Genomic DNA, 21893 nt, shown 5'->3' on the forward strand with positions numbered 1-21893 from the left:
AATTGGGGTTATTATGCGTTTAATATTTACTTTATTGTTGCTTTTGCTAAGTACTACAGCGTTTGCTGAAGAAGAAAAAGTAGAACTTCCACCATTAGACCCTAGCTACAATGCAGTTCACCCCATGGCGCTTGTGAATAGAGGGTCTTCTATTTTTGCTATTAATCTTCCTTCTTATAGATCGCCACATGACTTGCAAGTTGTTTACGAAGTTAAAAATTCAAACGTTGCTTTTTTAAACTTTGCGAAAAATGCCGACATGATCACTATTAAGCCGCAAAAGTTTAATATTCAACATTTAATGCGCGGGGATGAAATAACAATTACAGCCGACATTTACGAAGGTGATTACCGCCAAGGGGGCACTTTAATTTATGAAGCTAAACAACTTGAGCTCGATAAGCAACTGTACGCCAGAGAACTCAATGAGCTAAGCGAATCTTCGCAATGGCATGAGTACGATATGATTGAGCTAAATGGTACAGAGCGTATTTATGTACATAAAATTCAAAAAGCACCAAGCTTCAACCACCTAATTTTTGTGGACTTGGTTAATGCCTGTATGCAGAAAGTTCGTACATCAAAACGAGTTCCTCCTGAAAACGAACTTACTTATAAATTTATAAACTGCGGAACCTTAAAGCCTCTTTTTTACGATGGCGAAAGTTTACTGAAATAAAATAATTATGCCTAGGTATGATTGATAGGTACGAAGTTAATAAGAAAAAATGAAAGAAAAGTTATTTAAAACTGATACATACCCTGTTGATTAGTAGCTATAGGGAACAAAACTTAGCTTTGGGGCAGCAAAATAAAAACGGCTTAAACTCAACATAATTGAATTTAAGCCGTTTACACACTAATAATATCTTCACACACAATATAAAGATTCTGGTTTTAGACTGCGTGGCAATTGGAGGGAAATAAAAACAACCCAAGCTAAGTCACCACCGAACTTGAGTTGCCTTTCACACTGACAACATCTTCACACACAATATAAAGATTCTGGTTTTAACTGCGTGGCAATTGTAGGGAAATAAAAACAACCCAAGCTAAGTCACCACCGAACTTGAGTTGCCTTTCACACTGACAACATCTTCACACACAATATAAAGATTCTGGTTTTAACTGCGTGGCAATTGTAGGGAAATAAAAACAACCCAAGCTAAGTCACCACCGAACTTGAGTTGCCTTTCACACTGACAACATCTTCACACACAATATAAAGATTCTGGTTTTAACTGCGTGGCAATTGTAGGGAAATAAAAACAACCCAAGCTAAGTCACCACCGAACTTGAGTTGCCTTTCACACTGACAACATCTTCACACACAATATAAAGATTCTTTGTGTTAGTTAAACACTAACGAATTCTGGCCATTGCCTATAAACACATTTTACTTTGCTAAAGCTACTGATTAAGCTCTTAGCCGTGTCTATGGGTTAACTTTAGAGTTATTACTCAAATTTCACAAGCGATAAAAATAAACCTGATAGATGAAAAAAACTAAACTATAGACCTTAGTCTAATAGCCATGCTTTAAGTAACGAAATATTTGTCTGTAAGGCACTCGGTAAATCTTTACTCTATTAGGCATAGAACAACTCAATGCCCCTGTATGAAACTAAGTAAACCATTATTCTTTAATGTTATTTATGACGAAACCAGTCTGTTTCTTATTAAGTAAAATGAATTTTTAAGTGGGATTTGTATTATTTCACTGAAATGCAGGCACAAAAAAAGCGCTATAAAAGCGCTTTTTGTTCTAAAAAAATATTTAAATTATTTGGTTTTCTTTCCAAGCTTGCTCTTTAGCTAAGCGCTTTTTGCGCTTGTCACACGGATCATCGCAATCACAGGCTTTATCGATGCCTACCGAACCTAATCCACCGCAGCTGCTGGCCATCGATTTTCTTTGCACGATCATACCTACAGCCATAGCTGTAACAATTAAAATTAGTAAGCCAAAAGTAAGAAAAAAAAGTGACATTGCTTAGCCCCTATTGATCAGCAATAAATTAAGCCCAAACTATTTTTGAGCAGTTAATATTATATACCCAACCTCTATGGAAATAAACCAGCTTTGAATACTTACAAGTAGGGTTCAAATGCAGGGCTTGAATACGTGACTAAGCCATCAGGCGATTTCGCAATTAAATACACTGCTAAGTTATTAGCTTGTGCATAAGCTTGTGCTTTTTCCATACCCATAACTGTTAAAGCAGTTGCTAAGCCATCTGCGGTCATTGCACTTGGGTGTAATACTGTTACAGAAACTAAGTCGTGCTTAATTGGCATTCCTGTTACAGGGTCAATCAAATGGGTGTATGTTTCGCCATCCATTATATAAAAGATACGGTAATCCCCAGATGTAGCAATTCCCATAGTGCCTGGTAGTAAAATTCGGTGCACTTCACGCTTACCTGGCTCTGCATCTGGTTGTTCTATTGCAATTACCCAGCCTTGTCCATTTGGCTTTTCGCCAGACATACGCAGCTCACCGCCAATCTCAACCATGTAATTAGTAATGCTATGGCTTTCTAGTAATTGCGCCACTTTGTCTATGCCGTACCCTTTAGCAGTTGCAGAAAATGATAGTTCTAGTCCATCAACTGTTTTTGCTAAACCTTGTTCATTTAATACAAGCTTATCTACACCAATATTTGCAACCATTGCCTGAAGCTCATCATCAGTGGGTCGTTTGGTCGGCTTTTTATCAGGGCCAAATCCCCATAAATCAATCAATGGTCCCATTGTTACATCAAGTGTATTGGTAGACTCTCCTATACGAATGGATTCGCTTATAACGGCTCTGAAGTCTTCACTTATTGGCATAAATTGATTTGCTGGCAAGCGATTAAATGTATTTATCTCCGAGTCTTTAATGTATGTAGACATAGACTGGTTTACGTCGACTAATACAGCATCTATTTGTTCTTGTATTTGAAGAGCAGTTATTGCCTCTTGCTCGTCATAATATTTAATATGATAGGTAGTCCCCATGGTTTTACCTTCTAAATAGGTTTCCTTTGGGACCGATTCTGCGCATCCAGATAACAGTAAAGTCAGCGTAATGATAAATAAGGCGATTATGCCCTGGGGAGTATTTACTTTGTTCATAACAACCCTACTTAATAGGTTAAAAATTAATAAATAAGAATAAAAAAGCCTCGTAACACAGAGTGCTACGAGGCTGATATTTTAACCAAAACTAATCTGTTTTGATATGCGTGTTAGCCACCGAAATCATCTAATAAGATATTTTCGTCTTCAACACCTAAGTCTTTAAGCATATTGATAACTGCTGCGTTCATCATTGGAGGACCACACATGTAGAACTCACAATCTTCCGGCGCTTCGTGGTCTTTAAGATAGTTCTCAAATAACACGTTATGGATAAAGCCAGTATAGCCTTCCCAGTTATCTTCAGGTTGTGGATCTGAAAGCGCTGTGTGCCAAACGAAGTTATCGTTTTCAGCAGCTAGGCCGTCAAAGTCTTCAACGTAGAACATTTCACGCTTAGAACGCGCACCATACCAAAAACTCATTTTACGCTTAGAATTTAAACGTTTAAGTTGGTCAAAGATATGTGAACGCATCGGTGCCATACCTGCACCACCACCTACAAATACCATTTCAGCGTCAGTTTCTTTAGCGAAGAACTCACCAAATGGACCTGAAATAGTCACCTTGTCACCTTCTTTAAGTGACCAAATGTACGATGACATTTTACCACAAGGTAGGCTTAGGTTTCTTGGCGGCGGCGTAGCGATACGCACGTTAAGCATGATGATGCCTTCTTCTTCTGGGTAGTTAGCCATTGAGTAAGCACGAATTGTTTCTTCGTCTACTTTTGACTCCAGGTCAAAGAAACCAAAATGATTCCAGTCGCCACGATACTCTTCAGGAACATCGAAATCGGCGTATTTAACATGGTGAGCTGGTGCTTCTATTTGGATGTAACCACCCGCACGGAAAGGCACTGATTCGCCATCTGGAATTTGTAGCTTAAGTTCTTTAATGAAAGTTGCTTTGTTATCGTTAGAGATAACTTCACAGTCCCATTTTTTAACACCGAAAATTGACTCTTCAAGTTCAATTTCCATGTCATTTTTAACATTTACCTGACACGCTAAACGACAACCTTCGCGGGCTTCACCTTTAGAGATGTGATCAAGTTCAGTTGGTAGAATATCGCCGCCACCTTCTTTAATGTGAACGCGACACTGACCACAAGAGCCACCGCCACCACATGCAGAAGATACGAAAATACCCGACTCAGATAGTGCACCTAATAGCTTACTACCTGCTGATGTTTTAATGGCTTTGTCTGCATCGCCATTAATACCGATGATGATATCACCGCTTGCAACTAGTTTAGACTTAGCACCAATGATGATTAAAACTAGTATTACAACGATAGCGATAAAAACACCAACGCCTAAGAAAATATCCATGATTGACCTCGCTATTATTACAGTGAAATACCAGAAAATGACATAAAGCCAAGACCCATCAGGCCAACAGTGATAAAGGTAATACCTAAACCACGTAAACCATCTGGTACGTCTGAATACTTCATTTTCTCACGGATACCTGCAAGTAATGTAATTGCAAGCGCCCAGCCCACACCAGCGCCAATACCATATACAACAGACTCGCCGAAGTTATAGTTACGCTCAACCATGAAGGCTACCGCACCAAAGATTGCACAGTTAACTGTGATCAATGGTAAGAAAATACCTAATGCGTTGTATAGTGGTGGAAAGAACTTATCTAATGCCATTTCAAGAATTTGCACTAGTGCTGCAATAACACCAATGAAAGTTAAGAAACGTAAAAAGCTAAGATCAGCTTCTGGGTAACCAAGCCACTCAAGTGAACCTGGTGCTAATACCGCGTGGTAAACCAAGTTGTTAACTGGTACAGAAATACCAAGTACAACAATAACCGCTACGCCTAGGCCAATTGATGTAGTTACTTTTTTAGACACGGCTAAAAATGTACACATACCTAGGAAGAACGCTAAAGCTAAGTTTTCAATAAAAACGGCTTTTACAAATAAACTAATATAATGTTCCACTTATCGCCCCTTACGCTTTAGCTTCTACTTGGTCTTTCTTATAAGTACGAAGTACCCAAATGAATAAACCAATGATGAAGAATGCACTCGGTGGTAAGATCAATAGACCCATAGGTTGGTACCAACCACCATTTTGTACTAATGGAATAATATCAACACCGAATAGTGAACCCTTACCGAATAGCTCACGAATGAAACCAACAGTAAGAAGAACTACAGAGTAACCTAAGCCGTTACCAATACCATCAAGGAAAGACATTAATGGTGGTGACTTCATCGCGTATGCTTCAGCACGCCCCATTACGATACAGTTAGTAATAATCAGACCAACGAATACAGAAAGCTCTTTTGCCGTAGCATAAGAGAAAGCCTGCAGTACTTGGTCAACAACGATTACTAATGACGCAATAATCGTCATTTGTACGATAATACGCACTGACGATGGGATGTGATTACGAATAGTCGAGATAAAAAGGCTTGAAAATGCGGTTACCAAGGTCAATGCGATTGACATGATTAATGCGTTTTTTAAGCTAGACGTTACAGCCAACGCAGAACAAATACCGAGTACTTGAAGTGCAATTGGGTTGTTAGCGAAAACTGGCCCAAACAGGACCGCCTTCATTTCTTTAGTATCAGCCATTATTTCAATGCTCCATTACGTACTTTAGCAAGGAAAGGGCCAAAGCCGTTTTCGCCAGTCCAAAAATCAACCGCGTGATCAACACCGTTAGATGTTAATGTAGCACCTGAAAGACCATCGATTTTATGCTCATCACCGCCCGCAGTTCCTTTAACGATCTGGATTGGTAATTCTTTACCTTCCCACGTTGCAGTCCACTGTGGGTTTTGAATTTCACCACCTAGACCAGGTGTTTCGTTGTGCTTATAAAAGATGATGTCTTTAATTGTTTCACCATCGCTTTCAAGCGAAATAAAACCGTACATCAAACCCCATAAACCATAACCCTGGATAGGAAGAATAATTGCATCTGTAGAGCCATCGTCTTTTTTAGATATGTAAACAGGTGCACGCTTAGTGATACGTTGTATACCAGCGATGTCCTTAATTCCATTCTCTTTTAAAGATTTGCTCAGCTCTGCATCATATTTGCTTTTTTCAAAGTCAAAGTCTTCTACAGGGTCTGCAAAATCACCGCTTTGCATATCAATAAAGCGTGTTTCGATTTTAGCTTCAAACGTTTCAGCAACGTTATCAACTTTGCTAATACCCGCGGCTGCTAAAATATTGCTTTGAATATCTTTTGCTTTGTTTGCTTTTTGCAAAGGGCGAAGTTGCACTGACGTTAGCGATACAATTACTGCACACACCAAACATAATGAGACAACAACAGCTAGCGTTTTGCCAATTGATTCGTTATTACTAGACATTACGTGCCAACCTCCGCTTGATATTAGCTTGCACTACAAAGTGATCGAATAATGGTGCAAACAAGTTAGCAAACAAGATTGCCAGCATGATGCCTTCAGGGTATGCAGGGTTAACAACACGGATCATGATAACCATAAAGCCAATAAGCGCACCGTATGCTAATTTACCTTTATCAGTAAATGCAGCAGATACAGGGTCAGTAGCCATAAAGAACATACCAAATGCAAAGCCACCTAGCACCATGTGCCAGTACCAAGGCATAGCAAACATTGCATTAGTTTCTGAGCCAATTGTGTTTAGTATTGATGAAGTAATCACCATACCTAGGAATACACCTAGCACAATACGCCAAGAAGCAATGCGCACGTAAATTAAGAACAAACCACCAATAAGTACAGCAAGCGTTGACGTTTCACCCATAGAACCTTGGATAAAGCCGTAGAACGCATTCCACCACATTTGCATGTTAGCGTAACCTAAGTCACCACCTAACGTACCTGCAAATGCTTGACCTAGCATTGTTGCACCAGAGAACGAGTCTACGGCAGTCCATACTGTGTCACCTGAAATTTGCGCTGGGTATGCGAAGAATAAGAACGCACGACCTGCAAGAGCAGGGTTTAAGAAGTTACGACCAGTACCACCAAATATTTCTTTTGCGATTACAACACCGAAAGTAATACCTAGTGCAACTTGCCATAAAGGAATTGTGGCAGGCAAAATTAGTGCAAATAGCACTGATGTTACGAAGAAACCTTCATTTACTTCATGCTTACGCACAGAAGCAAACAACACTTCCCAAAAACCACCAACAACAAACGTTGTTGCATAAATAGGTAGGAAGAAACACGCTCCGTAGAACATTTTTGCGCCCCAACCTGCATCGGCAGTCAAGTCACCACCTAGTAGCTGGAACAAACCTACTTGCCAAATGTTAGCTAGCTCAAAACCATTACCAAGCGCCATAGCTGCTTGATGACCGATGTTGAACATACCAAAAAACATGGCAGGGAACGTCGCCATCCACACTAAAATCATCATACGTTTTAGGTCGATGTTATCGCGAACGTGAGTTGAACCTTTGTTTACATAACCTGGGGTGTAAAAAATAGTCGCGGCTGCTTCATACAGTGCGTACCATTTTTCGTGTTTTCCACCTGGTTCAAAATGCGGCTCGATATCTTCTAAGAAAGTTTTTAAACCCATTTTAGCCTTCCTTCTCGATCGTAGTTAAGCAATCGCGTAGGGCTGCGCCGTACTCGTATTTGCCAGGACAAACGAAGGTGCATAACGCTAAATCTTCTTCATCTAATTCAAGCGCACCTAATGAAATTGCACTGTCTAAATCACGAGACAATAAGTCACGTAATAATAGCGTTGGCAAAATATCAAGTGGCATAACACGCTCGTAGCTTCCAAGTGGAACCATGGCACGTTTTGAACCACCCGTAGACGTTGTCATTTTGAATAAACGACTCGGAGTAAGGTGAGACAAGAATGTACGCGTTACAGAGAATTTATCACTACCTGGTGCAATCCAGCCAAACAATTCCTTTTCGCGACCTTCAAGTAAAACAGACACTTGAACATGGTAACGACCTAAGAATGCATGAACACCAGACGACGTAGCACCTGCAAGTACAGAACCAGAAATAACACGGTTATCACCGTCTTCTAATTCCCCTGCCACTAAGTCATCTAATGAAGCACCTAATTGTGTTTTCACTAAACGTGGATTTTTAACGCGAGGACCTGCAAGAGAAACAACACGATCTGTGTAAATTTCACCAGTAAGGAACAGGTGACCATACGCAATAACGTCTTGGTAACCGATATGCCAAACTTGCTTGCTAGCAGATACAGGGTCAAGGTTGTGAATATGAGTGCCTACAAGGCCAGCCGGATGCACACCACCAAACTCATGTACTTCTACTTGAGCAATAGATGAGCTAGGGATTTGGCTGCCAGCTTGCTTACAAACAAATACTTTTCCATCGGTCAAACGCGATACAACAGCTAAGCCTGCTTCAAACGCTTGCGCATTTTCAGCAATAATCACTGCAGGATCTGCAGCAAGAGGATTAGTGTCTATAGCGGTAACAAATATAGAGCTAGGATTTGCATCCACAGCCGCTACTTTGCTGAATGGGCGAGCACGTAATGCTGTCCATTGACCTGACTGAATAAGTACTTCTTTAGCTTTTTCACGATCTAAGCTTGTAAGCTCAGATTCAGAGAAAGAGTCAAAGGTGATTTGCTCACTGCCGTTTACTTCAATAACAACAGATTGCAGCACACGTTTAGCACCACGATTTATTTCTTTTACAACACCAGAAGCTGGTGCGGTAAACAGGACGCCTGGGTTCTTTTTGTCTTCAAAAAGTACCTGGCCTTTTTTAACTTGGTCATCCATACGAATATGCATGGTTGGACGCATACCTATAAACTCTTCACCTAGCACGGCTACTCTTTTGACGGGTGAACCGTCGTGAATAACTTGCTGAGGTGCGCCATCTAATGGTAAATCCAGACCTTTTTTTATGTTGATCATACGCACTTGCACTACATTAACGGAAAGAAACTGAAAAATCGTACCAACCACGTCGCCATTTAAGCTACCCCAAGTTATTTCAATGTATAAAAGAAAAACTCGCTTTGGTCATTAAACAGGCAACGCGGTAAAAACTCTTCACATATTGCCTTAATTTTAACACCATTGTGGGTGACTATGCGAGTGTATTTATGAAAATTATACGACTGAAACGCTTATTTGGTTTTGTTAGCTAGATTTAATAAAATTTAAGTTAGACCAAAGTGGTAGCTTAAGCAAAGAATGAGGTTTTTTAATTGATAAAAGTCGCATGAAGCGACTTTTAAATTAGGGCATGTTGACTTTATAGGATTAAAGCTTACTGAATCTTAAAGCGGTACTTGTTTAGCAATAATACTTATTTATGAGCAATAACCACACAACATCAGCTCTGTATTAGCGAAATGCCAAACAGTTTACCAAAAAGACAAGCAAGCCCTGACTATTCACTTAATTGATTAGTCAATCATATTTGCAATTGCTTGAACTGGCTCTACATCTTGGTCGTAATCAACTGACTCAATGCCAAAACCAAATAAGCGTAAAAACTCATTGTGATAACCAACGTAATCTGTCAACTCGTCAATCGTGCTGGTATCTACTTTGTCCCATACTGCTTGGATACGTGCTTGAACATCGTCTTCAAGTTCTTTGTAGTTTTGAAATAAGTGTCCACCATCATCAAAACGCGGCGTTTCACCGTACAGGTTTTCGGTAAATAAACCATGAATTTGCTCAATGGTGCCTTCGTATGTTCCGTCCGCCTTCATTACCTTGAATAAAGCTGAAATATACAATGGCATAATTGGTATAGCAGAGCTAGCTTGTGTTACAACAGCATTGAGTGATGAAACATACGCTTGACCATTTAACGCTTTAGTTGACTCTTTTATCGCAACCGTTGCACGGTCTAAGTCTTCTTTTGCTTTACCAATAGTCGCGTGCCCGTATATTGGCCACGTTAATTCTTTGCCTATGTATGTGTAAGCTGTGGTTTTAAAGTCATCTGCTAGCACGTCAGCGTCTTGAAGTGCATTAATCCACATTTCCCAATCTTCACCACCCATTACTTTAATGGTGTTGTCGATATCGTCTTGTGTTGCAGCCTCTACAGTAATTTCGTCAATTTCACGCTTTGACGTATTTAGATTTTTTGTTGTAACTGCGTTGCCGATTGGCTTTAACGTTGATGAGTAAACTTCACCCGTATTTGGGTCAGTACGACGAGGCGACGCTAAACTGTAAATGACCAGATCAACCTTGCCTAAATCTGCTTTAATTGTATCAATTGCTTTTTGTTTTATTTCGTTTGAGAAGGCATCACCGTTGATATTTTTAGACCATAAACCGGCTTCGTCTGCCGCATTTTGAAAAGCAGCCGTATTATACCAACCTGCTGACCCTGTTTTACGCTCGGTACCTTCTTTTTCAAAGAAAATACCCAATGTTTTAGCGCCGCCACCAAATGCTGCCGTAATACGCGATGCCAAGCCGTAGCCTGTAGATGCACCAATAACTAACACATTTTTTGGCGCGTTTTTTAATGCACCTTGTTGTTTTACATAGTTAATTTGCTCTAGCACATGTTCACTACAGCCTACTGGGTGAGCGTTTGTACAAATGAATCCACGAATTTTTGGCTTAATGACCATTGATGATCCTATATCTTTTACTATAAAAATTAGCGCTAGTTTAAAGGCTAATACTTAAAACACTGATCTGATCAGTTAAATACGGTTGTAAATAACTGTCAAACCTCAATTAATCAATCTAATTTAGATCCACCTAAACAGTTTGGCGATGCTGGCGCTTCGCTGTCATGTTCAGTGTATTCGTCAGGAGTGTAAGTATGAATAGCCAATGCATGTATATGGTTTGCAAGCTCTTCTTTTAAAATTTCATTAATTTGACGATGGCGCTGCAAAAGGCGTTTACCTAAAAACTCTTCGCTTACCACAATAACCTTAAAGTGCGAATCAGTGCCTTTGCTGTGCATATGACTTTCGTTAATAACATTTAAATGCTTACACGCAATAGCATTGCTGATTTTTTCTTGGATTTGTTGCTGCATTGACATATAAAACCATTATTTATAGCTAATTTATGAACTTATCATAGCAAGCAGCCCTGCCCGTTGGCTAACTAAATTACGCAACTAGCCTTGTTTTATATACCTAAAGGTTAAACTTATTCGCGGGTGCACTAAGCTGGTTTGCTTTAAAATAGCATGCTGAAAGTCTCGCTGGCTATTGCCACTCATGACCAAACAACTACCACTGTGTAATTTTAAATCCGTTATTTTATTACTGGTTTTGTCTTTTAGCTTTAATACCCGCTCTGCTCCAAGCGATATACACACTATAGTGGGCTGATTGCCTAACTCAATTTCATCATCACTGTGCCACCCCATAGTGTCGTTGCCATCGCGATAATAGTTGACTAATAAAGAATTAAAAGGCTGGTTTAAATGTGCCTCTAACCTTTTTCGCATTGCCATTAATGCACTAGGCCAAGGTTCAGTTATTAACTTACTGTTTGAATAGCCGTATTCAATTTTATGGTCGCCAATAAAGCATTGCAGCCGTGGGATTGGTCCAGTTTTAGAGTAAACCGTGACTTCTGGCTGCTGCCACTTAAGGTTTTTTTGCAGATAATAAAATAAATCGAGGCTTTTTTGTGCGCTAAGCGCCTTTGTTTGATAAGAAAAGCCATTAGGCAACTGTTGGGGGTTGGCGTTTTGCCGTTGCATGTTAGAATTTACCTACATTAGTTTACTGATACAAAAACCACTATGACGACGCAAGCCCAGCTAGGCGATAAAACTTTTACTCTTGAACGCTTCCCTTTGGATCAAAAAAACCGCAGTTTACAAGCGTGGGATTCGGGCGATGAGTACCTTATCAATTATGTTAACGAACATCATCCTGATTGTCGCTCATTGCTTATTTTAAATGACAGCTTTGGTGCCCTTGCCTGTAGCTTTAATCAATTAACGGTTTGTTCAGTTAATGACTCGTATATTAGCCACCAAGCCGCAGCGTATAATTTACAAGAGAATAAACTGTCTACTGTGCAATTTACGCAATTGGACAGCCTCTCGGCACTTCCAGAAGACGTAGATTTAGTGTTAATTAAAATACCACGTAATGTTGGCTTTTTGCAGTTTCAATTAAGTGAGTTAAGCGAAGTTCTTGCACCAGGCACACCTGTTATTGCAGCTGGTAAAACTAAAGATATTCACAACTCAACAATTAAGGCGTTTGAACAGTTTATTGGTGAAACTAAAACAAGCTTAGCGGTGAAAAAGTCACGCCTTATTTTAAGTAGCGCAAAAGGCGGCTATAAAGCTGCTGATTACCCTGTTTCATGGCAACTTGAAGGCACCGAGTTTAATATTACAAACCATGCAAATGTGTTTTCGCGTGATTCGTTAGATATTGGTGCGCGCTTCTTTTTTAACTACTTGCCGCAAACACCAAAAGCTAAACAAATTATTGATTTAGGCTGTGGTAATGGCGTAGTTGGTGTTATGACCTTAGCGCGCTGCCCTAAAGCCTCTGTAACGTTTGTTGATGAATCGTACATGGCGGTCGAGTCTGCACGACTTAACGTAGAGCAAAACATGGCAGAACGATTTGATGATTGCGAATTTATCGAAAACGATTGCCTAACCGGCTTTGGAAAAAACAGTGTAGATATGGTGCTATGTAATCCACCATTTCACCAAGCACAAGCGGTTACTGATCACATTGCTTGGCAAATGTTTAAACAAGCTAAAGACACGTTAAAAGAAGGTGGTGAGCTGCGTATTATTGGTAATCGTCATTTAGATTATCATGACAAGTTAAACCGAATGTTTGGTAACTGTAAGCTATTAGGTTCAAACAAAAAATTTGTGGTTTTAAGTTCAACTAAAAATAGTGGGGTGTTATAACAATGACAATAATAAACCGTATATTTGGCTGTGCTGCATTTTGTATTTTAGCAGGCTGTGCAAACCAACCAAGCCAAGTCATACTTAACCCGGTTTACCAAAGTGGCCAAGTGAGCACTTTAAATAGTAGCCTGAGCACGAGTGTTATTGATGTACGTGGCGATACGTCTACCCTAACTCTAGTTGAGTCAGACAAAACCAAAACATTTGCAAGCCAAGGTATTACAGAGTCGATTAAAAGTGCACTAGACAGTGCACTTAGTCGTAATGGCGCGAGCATTTCAAATTTAGCCACCACTCGATTTGAGCTAGATATAAATGCCTTACAAGCAGTGGTTACTGAAACCTTAGTAAGCCATAAAAGTGAAGCAAAAATTGAACTGAGTGTTCGCGTAATCCGTGCTACAAGTAATTTTACAAAAAAGTATAGCGGTAATGCAGCGCTAGAAGGCCCGCTTGGCCACGACAGAGCTAAAATAGAAGGTCAACTCAATAAGTTGACTGAACAAATGATAACCCGCATTGTGTCAGATCCTGAATTAATACAGTTTTTAGAAGGTTAACCATGAAACGACTTTTTATACTTTGTTTAGCTCTTTGTTTTAGCGCAGCAAGCTTAGCAGCCCAAGAGGGCAGATTTGTACAAAAAGACAATATGTTTCCACGTGTTGAAATAGTAACATCACTAGGCAGTATTATTGTCGAGCTAGACCGTTCTCGTGCCCCTATTACAGTCAATAACTTTTTAACTTATGTATCAGATAAAAGTTATCAGGGTAGCATTTTTCATCGTGTTGAGCGCGACGAAGAAAACGAACGCGATTTTGTTATACAAGGTGGTGGATATGATAAAAACATGGAAGGCTTACATCAAAACGATCCTATTTTTAATGAAAGCGGGAACGGTCTAAAAAATGATATGTACAGTATTGCCATGGCATACCAAGACAGACAGCCGCATTCAGGTACTCGCCAGTTTTTCTTTAATATGGATAACAATGACCATTTAAATCCTGGAAGAGACTGGGGATTTGCGGTGTTTGGTACTGTAATGGATGGATACGAAACCCTTGATAAAATTATGGCTGTTAAAACAATTTACAACGAAAAAATTGGTTATGACTTTGTGCCAGAAACACCAGTGGTCATTTTAAATATTAAAATGATTGAGCCAACACCATTATAATTAATGAGGTGCGGTATAGCTGCACCCACTCGCCAATGAAGGCCCTATGAGCAACACTCTCTCTTTCAGCGAATACTTTTCGTATTTTAAAGATAAACGTTTAATTAATGTGTTTATTTTTGGTATTAGCAGTGGTTTCCCCTGGGTATTAATTGGCTCTGTAATGTCGGCATGGCTAAAGGATGAAGGCCTGAGCCGAAGCATGATAGGCTTATTTGGTATTGTATTTGGTGCCTACAGCATCAACTTTTTGTGGTCGCCCTTAATCGATCGTACAAAACTGCCTATTTTATATAAGTGGCTAGGCCAACGCCGTAGCTGGATATTGTTTTGCCAAAGCTTTATTTTTTTAGGCACATTACTTCTTGCTGGCCTTGACCTCAAAGCTAACTTGGCGATAGCTGCAGCACTGTGTTTATTAATTGCAATTGCATCTGCTACACAAGACATTGCGATAGACGCATTTAGAATAGATACCCTAAGCGAAAGTGAATCACACAAAGCAACGGCTGCCGCAGCCATGGCCACCTCAGGATGGTGGACAGGCTATGCGTTATTGGGTGCGATTCCATTTTATATGGCAGATATTCCTTCACTTGGTTGGCCACAAGTTTACTACTTTTTAGCTGCTGTGATATTGGTATTAATGGGAGGTGTGCTATTTGCTAAAGAGCCCGCCTCTAATAGAGAAGCCGTTCACGAAGAACTAGAACGTGTTTACATTGAAAAGCTTGCTACTATTAATCAAACACCTCTCAATAAAGTCGTTGCCTGGTTGGTTGTTACAATTATTGACCCTTTTAGAACATTTTTTGCAAAAAATGGGGTTAAAACTGCACTCGCACTACTTGCTTTTATTTTCCTATTTAAAATTGGCGAAGCGTTTTTAGGACGAATGTCGATTGTTTTTTATAAAGAAATAGGTTTTAGCAATAGCGATATAGCTACTTTTTCAAAAGTTGGCACCGCGGTGCTCACTATTGCCTTTACCTTTGTAGGCAGCTTATTTAATCAAAAATATGGCATTGTGAAAGGGTTATTTGTTAGTGGTGTAGCCATGGCTGCATCTAATTTAGCCTTTTCTGCTATTGCACTAGTGGGCCCTAACTTAGGTTTATATGCTTTTGCTATAGTAATTGATGGCTTCACACAAGCATGGTCTCTCGTTGCTATGGTCGCGTTTATATCTATGCTATGTGACAGAGCGTTTAGTGCAACACATTATGCGTTGTTAGCGTCGCTGGGGAATTTAGGAAGAACATTACTTTCGAGTTACAGTGGGGTTGTAATTGATGATTGGCTAATGGGAAATTGGTCGTTATTTTTTGTATTAACCGCTTTAATGGTGCTTCCCTCTTTACTATTTTTGTATGCAATAAGACACAAATTGTATGAGCTTGAGAAAAACTACCATAGTAGCTATTAAGCTTAATGCATCCATGCATTAATATTTTGCTTAGCACATTTAATATACCCCTGAATGAACTAAGCAACACACTATTAATCTACTTTAAGCAGGCTTAGTGCTTCATGTGGGTCAACTTCTAGCGCTGTACAATAACGAACAAACTCAACCACATCTAAACGGCGTTCTTGATTTTCAATTTTGCCGATAAACGAGTGAGGCGTTCCAAGCACCTGTGCAAGGCTTCTCATTGTATGGCCTTTTTCATGGCGTTTGCTTTTAAGCCATGTTGTTAACTTAGCGTTCTCTTCTGAAGAAACAGTTTTCCCCATCATTTTACATCTCCTACTAGACGATTAGACAACACCACAAAAGCAGCAGTCGTTACCATAGCTGTAGGCAAGTAAGCAGTAACTTATGTTTTAAATAGCAATCTATCGCTTCTCAAAGCACTGGTTGCTACTCACTCCCACCCACATAGCTAAAAACGACGCTTAAAATGTGGTAAAAGGTTTTTGTTATTAGAATGAAATTTTGCCCGTCTCATTCTTGGATACATTATATACTATTAACACTTTGGTTAAATAGTTAATTGCTCGCCTTAGTCAAAATCAACCCCAGTGAACATTTACAAACACTGAATATTTTAGCTAAGTTATCAAAAACATTAAAAATAATATTTTTATTATAAAAATATAAATAGGCATTTTTATAACAAATTTATTTCATGTTAATGTTATTCGTTTAATATTAGGCAATAATCAACACAAAAAAGGTTACATAATGTTCAGGCTTCTTTTTTTATTACCGATTATTTTATGTGCAGGGTGGTACTTATTCTTGCGCCATAATGGCGTGCCAATTAAGCAAGGTAAAAAAGGGTTTATGTATATTTTAGTACTATCTGCATTTGTACTGGGCTTTTTTGTATTGATGATGCAGATCACAGAGTATGCCCCCTCTAATTTATAGGCATAAAAAAAGCCGCTAATGCGGCTTTTTTTATTAGTCTGTGTTTACACACTAAAACTTGCACCACAACCACATGTGGTTGTTGCGTTCGGGTTAGATACAAAAAAGCGTGCACCTTCTAAGCCCTCAGTATAGTCAACTACACCGTCAACTAAATATTGAATACTCATAGGGTCAACCACTAGCGTTACGCCATTTTTTACAATTTCTAAATCGCCAGGATTTGCTTTTTCATCAAAAGTAAAACCGTACTGAAAGCCAGAACATCCACCACCCGTTACGTAAACACGCAGTTTTAGTTCTGGGTTTTCTTCTTCATCGATTAATTGTTTAACACGAACAGCTGCTGCATCGCTAAACTGAATTGGTAATTCTTCTGACATTTTAAAACCCTCAATATCGTAATGGCGTGATTATCTAATACCCGAGTGTTTTAATCAAGTATAGTCAATTAACGCTTTGCTCTAAGTTATACCCATAAATACATTAAAAATGACTGTATATCGCTTATATTGACTGAAAAAAACAGCACTTTAATATGCAACTAGTGGCATGTTAAACAAGTAATTATTTTGACTAAAAAAACTTCGTTTTATTATTTGCCATAAATAGCTAATTTAAGTTAATAATTTTATAAAATCACAAGGACTTAGTGGTTGGCTTTTGCTAAAATACAGCTGAAAAATGCACTGAGGAAAAAATGCATGTGGCTGGAGCAGCTCAGGCGTCGACTCGCACAACCTAAAACATCTGTACAATTATGCCTTTTAGGCGTAGTTGCTGGGTTAATTGCTGCATTTTTTATTATTTTATTCCGCTTAACAATTCTCTTTTTTCAAAGTTTATTTTTAGAAACCCCAGACGACTTTACAACCTTGCCAACTCTTGAACGTGTTTTAATGCCTTTAATTGCAGCATTTTTAATTGCGTCATTTGCCGCTTTTACTGGTTTCAAACATTATCGGTTAGGTATTCCATTCGTTATTCATCGTATTAAACGTCATTACGGGCAAATGCCTTTATACAATACACTCAACCAATTTGTTGGGGGGGCTTTGGCATTAATCAGTGGTTTTTCGGTTGGGCGAGAAGGCCCATCGGTACATATGGGAGCAACGGGCGCCAGTATTTTAGCCGATAAACTCCACTTACCCCACAATGCCATGCGTACATTAAGCGGCTGTGGTGTTGCTGCGGGTATTGCAGCATCCTTTAACACGCCTCTTGCCGCCGTTATTTTTGTTATGGAAGTCGTGTTAAGAGAGTACAAAGTTCATATTTTCGTCCCTATTATGCTTGCTGCAGTAACAGGTGCACTTGCTACTCAGTTCGTATTTGGGGGAGGGTCAGAACTTGCACTCATAACAATTGCTCCTTTGAGTGGTTGGCACTATCCATATTTAATTTTATGCGGTATGGCACTGGGCGCTATTGCATACAGCTTTAATCAAAACTTAATGTTAATTATTAAAACATTTAAACCTTTAAGTATGTTTCCTCGTTTACTCATTGCAGGTTGTATCGCAAGTTTAATTGCTTATGCCGTTCCCCAAGCAATGGGATCTGGCATGAGCGCGATAGCTATTGCGGTGGAGTCGCCAGATAATGTGCAATTACTCACCACTATTTTAATTGCTAAATTACTAGCAACTTTATTTGCTATAGGTTTGGGTATACCGGGAGGGTTAATTGGTCCTGTTATTGGGTTAGGCGTTTTAGTTGGGACTATGATGGCGTTTTTTGCTCAGTTTATTAGCCCTGGTACTGATATTGCCGGAACTTATGGTGTATTGGGCATGGCTGGGTTAATGGCAGCCACATTACATGCACCACTTGCAGCGTTAACAACAGTAATGGAGCTTACATCGTCGCCAGAAATAATTGTCCCAGCCATGCTTGTGATAACAACAGCTTATGTAACCGCATTACAAGTATTTGGTAATCGCTCTATATTTTTGCAGCAACTTGATTTTCAGGGGCTTCCCTATCATGTTTCCCCTGCCACTGAGGCGCTGCAAAAGGTGGGAATTATGGATGATATGGATGAAAACTTTAAATTGCTTTTTTCAAACGACAAAGAGCAAATAAAAAATACACTCGATGCCATGGACAGCCAAACGCCATTGATTGTGTTTGACGAAGAAAACGGGTATCGACTTGCAGAATACGATTTAAGCTTAATGTCTGATCAAGCAATCAACCTGAACTATGTAAACTTACAAGGTATTAGCAGTCAAGCAACGTTAGCTGATGCCTTTGATATACTAAAAGATAAGCGCAGTGGCGCTTTATATGTATACAACCTGTTAGATAATCAACAAATAATGGGACTGTTACGTTGGGATCAAATTCATCATATTTTAACCATTCGTAACAGCTTACTATAAATAATAAGGGTTATTATGAGCGCATTACTGATTTATAAAACGCTGCATATATTTTTTATGATTGCATGGTTTGCAGGCATTTTTTACTTACCACGGTTATTTGTTTACCACGCAATGAGCCAAGAGCGTGCATGTAACTCTATGCTAAAAGTAATGGAACGCAGGCTCCTTTATTTTGTAACGCCATTTGCTATTTTAACGGCTGTTTTTGGTGTACTAACGATTGTGGAATATGGCCGTGAATGGTTTAAATACAGTATGTGGCTGCACTATAAACTAGTGCTAGTTATAATTTTATATTTATACCACGCGTACTGCTTTAAATTACTAGCCGACTTTAAACACGACAGAAATACTAAAACAGATCGTTTTTACCGAATTTTTAATGAATTACCTGTTATTGCATTACTTATTATAGTTGCACTGGCAGTAATTAAACCGAGCCTTTGAGCTATTTGGTATAAAAAATACCGTATTAATTACACACGACTTAAAATCTAATATGCGCGATTGCGTGCCCCATATTATGGATTATCGCGCCCTTTTGAAAAACTAGGAATAACCCCATGTTAAGTTTCCAAGGTGAACATATTCTGTCTGTTAATCAGTTAGACAGAGACTGCATTGAACGTATTTTTGCAGTAGCAAAAAAGATGGAGCCTTATGCTAAAAAGCAAAAGCAAACAACGGTGCTTGAGGGCGCCATTTTAGCTAATTTGTTTTTTGAACCCAGCACACGTACACGCGTTAGTTTTGGTACCGCGTTTAATCTGCTTGGTGGAGGCGTGCGTGAAACAACAGGCATGCAAAGTTCAGCTCTTGCTAAAGGTGAATCTTTATACGATACAGCGCGTGTTATTTCAGCTTATGCAGATGCGGTAGCTATGCGCCACCCAGACGCAGGCTCGGTTAGTGAATTTGCCGAAGGCTGTACCGTACCTGTAATTAATGGCGGTGACGGTCCAAATGAACACCCCACTCAAGCACTGCTAGATTTACTTACTATTGAACGTGAGTTACACCGCTTTGATCAAAACATTGATGGTATGCACATCGCTTTGGTTGGCGATTTAAAATACGGTCGTACTGTTCATTCGTTATCAAAACTATTGTGCCATTACAAAAACGTTAAATTTTCAATGGTGGCACCCGATGGCTTGCAAATGCCAACCAGTATTTTAGATGCAGTAGAAAATGCTGGCCATAAAATAGAACTAGTGAACAAAATGGAAGGTAACTTAGCGGCCGATATCGTGTATCAAACACGTATTCAAGAAGAGCGCTTTCCATCTCAAGAAGAAGCAAATAAATACCGTGGCGGATTTAGAATTAGCCAGTCAATTTATAACGCACACTGTAAGCCTAATTCAGTGCTAATGCATCCGCTTCCTCGTGATAGTCGTACTGAAGCTAACGAGCTTGATAACGACTTAAACAGCAATGACAATTTAGCTATATTTCGCCAAGTACAAAACGGCGTATTAATTCGAATGGCATTGTTTGCTTTAACGCTCGGCGTAGAAAACAAAGTTGAGCAATATGAAGTAGACGTGCCTTGGTTTAGCCGCAAACGCGACAGCTAACCCTTTTTTAAGTGACAATTTATAGGATTTTTCATGACAATTAGCCAAGACTTATTTGAACGCGCTCAAACCTCTATTCCTGGTGGCGTAAACTCACCAGTGCGCGCTTTTAATGGCGTAGGTGGCACACCATTATTTATCACAAAAGCTGAAGGTGCATTCACCTTTGATGCTGATGGTAATCGTTATATCGATTACGTAGGTTCGTGGGGCCCAATGATCATGGGCCACAATCACCCAGCTATAAAACAAGCGGTTCATGAAGCAGTTGAAAACGGCCTTAGCTATGGCGCGCCAACTGAAGCTGAAATTTTAATGGCTGAGAAAGTAAAAGCGCTTGTACCGTCAATTGAAAAAGTTCGCATGGTTAGCTCAGGTACCGAAGCAACTATGAGCGCAATTCGCCTAGCACGTGGTTTTACTAATCGTGACAAAATTCTTAAATTTGAAGGCTGTTACCACGGCCATGCCGACTCACTTTTAGTTAAAGCGGGCTCAGGTGCTTTAACTATGGGCGTGCCTAATTCACCAGGTATTCCTGAAGACTTTGCTAAGCACACATTAACAGTATCGTTTAATAACATTGAAGAAGTGAAAGCTATTTTTGAAAAATACGCTGACGAAATTGCCTGTATTATCGTTGAGCCGGTAGCGGGTAACATGAACTGTATTCCACCTGTTGAAGGCTTTTTAGAAGGCCTGCGCGCAGTATGTGATGAATACAAATCAGTGCTTATTTTTGACGAAGTAATGACCGGTTTTCGTGTAGCTCTTGGTGGTGCACAAGCGTATTACAACATAAAACCTGACCTAACATGTTTAGGTAAAGTAATAGGCGGCGGCATGCCGGTAGGCGCATTTGGCGGCAAAACTGAAATTATGGATTACATTGCTCCTGTTGGCCCAGTATATCAAGCCGGAACACTGTCTGGTAATCCAATAGCTATGGCTGCAGGTTTAAAATCATTAGAGCTATTAAGTGAGCCTGGATTACACGACAAACTAGAAGCTATTTCAAAAGCAATATGTGAAGGCTTTGAAGCAGGCGCTAAAAAAGCAGGTATCGCACTTACAACAAACTACGCGGGCGGCATGTATGGCTTTTTCTTTACTGATGCTGAAAAGGTAACCACTTACAAACAAGCGACTGAGTGTGACCTAGAGCGTTTTAAACGCTTTTTCCATCTTATGCTTGAAGAAGGCGTATACCTTGCGCCATCAGCGTTTGAAGCTGGTTTTGTATGTGCTGCGCACACGGAACAGGAAGTACAAGAAACTATAGCTGCAGCAGAGCGCTGTTTCGCAAAGCTTTAATCGCAAGTATTGCCTAAACGGGGTTTATATACCTACTTTTAAAACA

The 21893-nt window shown here is 39.6% G+C and carries 23 protein-coding genes; 10 read left to right on the top strand and 13 right to left on the bottom strand.

What is annotated here, in order from left to right; genetic code table 11:
• Positions 1 to 13 precede the first annotated feature (13 nt).
• Entirely contained in the window at positions 14 to 679 is a 666-nt protein-coding gene (locus ATS72_RS07510) for a hypothetical protein (protein WP_008132379.1), read from the top strand.
• A gap of 1098 nt (positions 680 to 1777) precedes the next feature.
• Here the strand turns inward: ATS72_RS07510 and nqrM are convergent.
• From nqrM to ATS72_RS07565, 11 genes are all read right to left on the bottom strand, one after another.
• The gene (gene nqrM / locus ATS72_RS07515; RefSeq protein WP_010557000.1) at positions 1778 to 1990 is read right to left on the bottom strand and encodes a (Na+)-NQR maturation NqrM; all 213 of its coding nucleotides are present in this window, start codon (positions 1988 to 1990) and stop codon (positions 1778 to 1780) included.
• A 101-nt stretch (positions 1991 to 2091) separates the two neighbouring features.
• The gene (locus ATS72_RS07520) at positions 2092 to 3120 is read right to left on the bottom strand and encodes an FAD:protein FMN transferase (protein ID WP_058430155.1); all 1029 of its coding nucleotides are present in this window, start codon (positions 3118 to 3120) and stop codon (positions 2092 to 2094) included.
• A gap of 113 nt (positions 3121 to 3233) precedes the next feature.
• Positions 3234 to 4457: an NADH:ubiquinone reductase (Na(+)-transporting) subunit F gene (gene nqrF, locus ATS72_RS07525; protein ID WP_010556998.1), complete on the bottom strand. Its 1224-nt coding sequence runs from the start codon at positions 4455 to 4457 to the stop codon at positions 3234 to 3236.
• Between the two features lie 17 nt (positions 4458 to 4474).
• Positions 4475 to 5083 (bottom strand): NADH:ubiquinone reductase (Na(+)-transporting) subunit E, encoded by a 609-nt coding sequence (gene nqrE, locus ATS72_RS07530; RefSeq protein ID WP_006791490.1) that lies wholly within the window; start codon positions 5081 to 5083, stop codon positions 4475 to 4477.
• A gap of 10 nt (positions 5084 to 5093) precedes the next feature.
• Positions 5094 to 5726: an NADH:ubiquinone reductase (Na(+)-transporting) subunit D gene (locus ATS72_RS07535; RefSeq protein WP_006791491.1), complete on the bottom strand. Its 633-nt coding sequence runs from the start codon at positions 5724 to 5726 to the stop codon at positions 5094 to 5096.
• The gene (locus ATS72_RS07540; RefSeq protein ID WP_010556997.1) at positions 5726 to 6475 is read right to left on the bottom strand and encodes a Na(+)-translocating NADH-quinone reductase subunit C; all 750 of its coding nucleotides are present in this window, start codon (positions 6473 to 6475) and stop codon (positions 5726 to 5728) included. The genes ATS72_RS07535 and ATS72_RS07540 overlap by 1 nt, the downstream gene beginning before the upstream one ends.
• Positions 6468 to 7682, bottom strand: a complete 1215-nt coding sequence (locus ATS72_RS07545) for an NADH:ubiquinone reductase (Na(+)-transporting) subunit B (RefSeq protein ID WP_006791493.1) — start codon at positions 7680 to 7682, stop codon at positions 6468 to 6470. Before ATS72_RS07545 ends, ATS72_RS07540 begins: the two co-directional genes overlap by 8 nt.
• Position 7683: 1 nt before the next feature.
• Positions 7684 to 9027, bottom strand: coding sequence for a Na(+)-translocating NADH-quinone reductase subunit A (locus tag ATS72_RS07550; protein WP_006791494.1), 1344 nt, complete (start codon positions 9025 to 9027; stop codon positions 7684 to 7686).
• A gap of 497 nt (positions 9028 to 9524) precedes the next feature.
• Positions 9525 to 10718, bottom strand: coding sequence for an enoyl-ACP reductase FabV (fabV, locus tag ATS72_RS07555; RefSeq protein ID WP_008129529.1), 1194 nt, complete (start codon positions 10716 to 10718; stop codon positions 9525 to 9527).
• Between the two features lie 113 nt (positions 10719 to 10831).
• Positions 10832 to 11143 (bottom strand): BolA family protein, encoded by a 312-nt coding sequence (locus ATS72_RS07560; protein ID WP_006791496.1) that lies wholly within the window; start codon positions 11141 to 11143, stop codon positions 10832 to 10834.
• A 78-nt stretch (positions 11144 to 11221) separates the two neighbouring features.
• Positions 11222 to 11815 (bottom strand): alpha-ketoglutarate-dependent dioxygenase AlkB family protein, encoded by a 594-nt coding sequence (locus ATS72_RS07565; protein ID WP_058430156.1) that lies wholly within the window; start codon positions 11813 to 11815, stop codon positions 11222 to 11224.
• A 42-nt stretch (positions 11816 to 11857) separates the two neighbouring features.
• On the opposite strand from ATS72_RS07565, the gene ATS72_RS07570 reads away from it, so the two are divergent.
• The 4 genes from ATS72_RS07570 to ATS72_RS07585 are packed head-to-tail and all read left to right on the top strand — an operon-like array spanning position 11858 to position 15612.
• Positions 11858 to 13000, top strand: a complete 1143-nt coding sequence (locus ATS72_RS07570; RefSeq protein ID WP_058430157.1) for a methyltransferase — start codon at positions 11858 to 11860, stop codon at positions 12998 to 13000.
• Positions 13001 to 13002: 2 nt separating this feature from the next.
• On the top strand, positions 13003 to 13563 hold the full coding sequence (locus ATS72_RS07575) for a YajG family lipoprotein (RefSeq protein WP_010556992.1): 561 nt from the start codon (positions 13003 to 13005) through the stop codon (positions 13561 to 13563).
• Between the two features lie 2 nt (positions 13564 to 13565).
• A complete protein-coding gene (locus ATS72_RS07580) occupies positions 13566 to 14186 on the top strand; it encodes a peptidylprolyl isomerase (RefSeq protein WP_058430158.1) in 621 nt (206 codons plus the stop codon).
• 46 nt (positions 14187 to 14232) lie between these two features.
• Positions 14233 to 15612 carry an AmpG family muropeptide MFS transporter gene (locus tag ATS72_RS07585; protein ID WP_058430159.1) on the top strand — a complete coding sequence of 460 codons (1380 nt, stop codon included), beginning with the start codon at positions 14233 to 14235 and terminating at the stop codon, positions 15610 to 15612.
• 74 nt (positions 15613 to 15686) lie between these two features.
• Here ATS72_RS07585 and ATS72_RS07590 read toward each other — a convergent pair whose 3' ends face one another.
• Positions 15687 to 15926, bottom strand: a complete 240-nt coding sequence (locus ATS72_RS07590; protein ID WP_006791502.1) for a helix-turn-helix domain-containing protein — start codon at positions 15924 to 15926, stop codon at positions 15687 to 15689.
• A gap of 448 nt (positions 15927 to 16374) precedes the next feature.
• Here ATS72_RS07590 and ATS72_RS07595 point away from each other — a divergent pair, with 448 nt between their 5' ends.
• Complete coding sequence (locus ATS72_RS07595; protein ID WP_006791503.1) at positions 16375 to 16563, top strand: hypothetical protein; 189 nt, start codon at positions 16375 to 16377, stop codon at positions 16561 to 16563.
• A gap of 44 nt (positions 16564 to 16607) precedes the next feature.
• Here the strand turns inward: ATS72_RS07595 and erpA are convergent, their stop codons facing one another.
• Positions 16608 to 16946: an iron-sulfur cluster insertion protein ErpA gene (gene erpA / locus ATS72_RS07600; protein WP_006791504.1), complete on the bottom strand. Its 339-nt coding sequence runs from the start codon at positions 16944 to 16946 to the stop codon at positions 16608 to 16610.
• Positions 16947 to 17267: 321 nt separating this feature from the next.
• Between erpA and ATS72_RS07605 the strand changes: the two genes are divergently transcribed.
• From ATS72_RS07605 to hemL, 4 genes are all read left to right on the top strand, one after another.
• Positions 17268 to 18950 carry a chloride channel protein gene (locus ATS72_RS07605; protein WP_006791505.1) on the top strand — a complete coding sequence of 561 codons (1683 nt, stop codon included), beginning with the start codon at positions 17268 to 17270 and terminating at the stop codon, positions 18948 to 18950.
• A gap of 15 nt (positions 18951 to 18965) precedes the next feature.
• The gene (locus ATS72_RS07610) at positions 18966 to 19400 is read left to right on the top strand and encodes a CopD family protein (RefSeq protein ID WP_006791506.1); all 435 of its coding nucleotides are present in this window, start codon (positions 18966 to 18968) and stop codon (positions 19398 to 19400) included.
• A gap of 116 nt (positions 19401 to 19516) precedes the next feature.
• A complete protein-coding gene (locus ATS72_RS07615; RefSeq protein WP_006791507.1) occupies positions 19517 to 20533 on the top strand; it encodes an aspartate carbamoyltransferase in 1017 nt (338 codons plus the stop codon).
• Between the two features lie 33 nt (positions 20534 to 20566).
• Positions 20567 to 21847 (top strand): glutamate-1-semialdehyde 2,1-aminomutase, encoded by a 1281-nt coding sequence (gene hemL / locus ATS72_RS07620; RefSeq protein ID WP_010556989.1) that lies wholly within the window; start codon positions 20567 to 20569, stop codon positions 21845 to 21847.
• The last annotated feature ends 46 nt before the right edge of the window (positions 21848 to 21893 follow it).

The organism is Pseudoalteromonas sp. 13-15 (assembly GCF_001468205.2).
Taxonomy (GTDB): domain Bacteria; phylum Pseudomonadota; class Gammaproteobacteria; order Enterobacterales; family Alteromonadaceae; genus Pseudoalteromonas; species Pseudoalteromonas marina.

Bases quoted from the DNA above. Each gene is read 5' to 3' on its own strand.
- ATS72_RS07585 (WP_058430159.1), top strand. From the start codon at position 14,233: ATGAGCAACACTCTCTCTTTCAGCGAATACTTTTCGTATTTTAAAGAT.
- nqrF (WP_010556998.1), bottom strand. From the start codon at position 4,457: ATGGATATTTTCTTAGGCGTTGGTGTTTTTATCGCTATCGTTGTAATA.
- ATS72_RS07535 (WP_006791491.1), bottom strand. From the start codon at position 5,726: ATGGCTGATACTAAAGAAATGAAGGCGGTCCTGTTTGGGCCAGTTTTC.
- nqrM (WP_010557000.1), bottom strand. From the start codon at position 1,990: ATGTCACTTTTTTTTCTTACTTTTGGCTTACTAATTTTAATTGTTACA.
- ATS72_RS07575 (WP_010556992.1), top strand. From the start codon at position 13,003: ATGACAATAATAAACCGTATATTTGGCTGTGCTGCATTTTGTATTTTA.
- ATS72_RS07560 (WP_006791496.1), bottom strand. From the start codon at position 11,143: ATGTCAATGCAGCAACAAATCCAAGAAAAAATCAGCAATGCTATTGCG.
- ATS72_RS07540 (WP_010556997.1), bottom strand. From the start codon at position 6,475: ATGTCTAGTAATAACGAATCAATTGGCAAAACGCTAGCTGTTGTTGTC.
- ATS72_RS07610 (WP_006791506.1), top strand. From the start codon at position 18,966: ATGAGCGCATTACTGATTTATAAAACGCTGCATATATTTTTTATGATT.
- ATS72_RS07570 (WP_058430157.1), top strand. From the start codon at position 11,858: ATGACGACGCAAGCCCAGCTAGGCGATAAAACTTTTACTCTTGAACGC.
- ATS72_RS07520 (WP_058430155.1), bottom strand. From the start codon at position 3,120: ATGAACAAAGTAAATACTCCCCAGGGCATAATCGCCTTATTTATCATT.
- ATS72_RS07615 (WP_006791507.1), top strand. From the start codon at position 19,517: ATGTTAAGTTTCCAAGGTGAACATATTCTGTCTGTTAATCAGTTAGAC.
- ATS72_RS07510 (WP_008132379.1), top strand. From the start codon at position 14: ATGCGTTTAATATTTACTTTATTGTTGCTTTTGCTAAGTACTACAGCG.
- ATS72_RS07580 (WP_058430158.1), top strand. From the start codon at position 13,566: ATGAAACGACTTTTTATACTTTGTTTAGCTCTTTGTTTTAGCGCAGCA.
- ATS72_RS07565 (WP_058430156.1), bottom strand. From the start codon at position 11,815: ATGCAACGGCAAAACGCCAACCCCCAACAGTTGCCTAATGGCTTTTCT.
- ATS72_RS07595 (WP_006791503.1), top strand. From the start codon at position 16,375: ATGTTCAGGCTTCTTTTTTTATTACCGATTATTTTATGTGCAGGGTGG.
- hemL (WP_010556989.1), top strand. From the start codon at position 20,567: ATGACAATTAGCCAAGACTTATTTGAACGCGCTCAAACCTCTATTCCT.
- ATS72_RS07590 (WP_006791502.1), bottom strand. From the start codon at position 15,926: ATGATGGGGAAAACTGTTTCTTCAGAAGAGAACGCTAAGTTAACAACA.
- erpA (WP_006791504.1), bottom strand. From the start codon at position 16,946: ATGTCAGAAGAATTACCAATTCAGTTTAGCGATGCAGCAGCTGTTCGT.
- ATS72_RS07550 (WP_006791494.1), bottom strand. From the start codon at position 9,027: ATGATCAACATAAAAAAAGGTCTGGATTTACCATTAGATGGCGCACCT.
- ATS72_RS07605 (WP_006791505.1), top strand. From the start codon at position 17,268: ATGTGGCTGGAGCAGCTCAGGCGTCGACTCGCACAACCTAAAACATCT.
- fabV (WP_008129529.1), bottom strand. From the start codon at position 10,718: ATGGTCATTAAGCCAAAAATTCGTGGATTCATTTGTACAAACGCTCAC.
- ATS72_RS07545 (WP_006791493.1), bottom strand. From the start codon at position 7,682: ATGGGTTTAAAAACTTTCTTAGAAGATATCGAGCCGCATTTTGAACCA.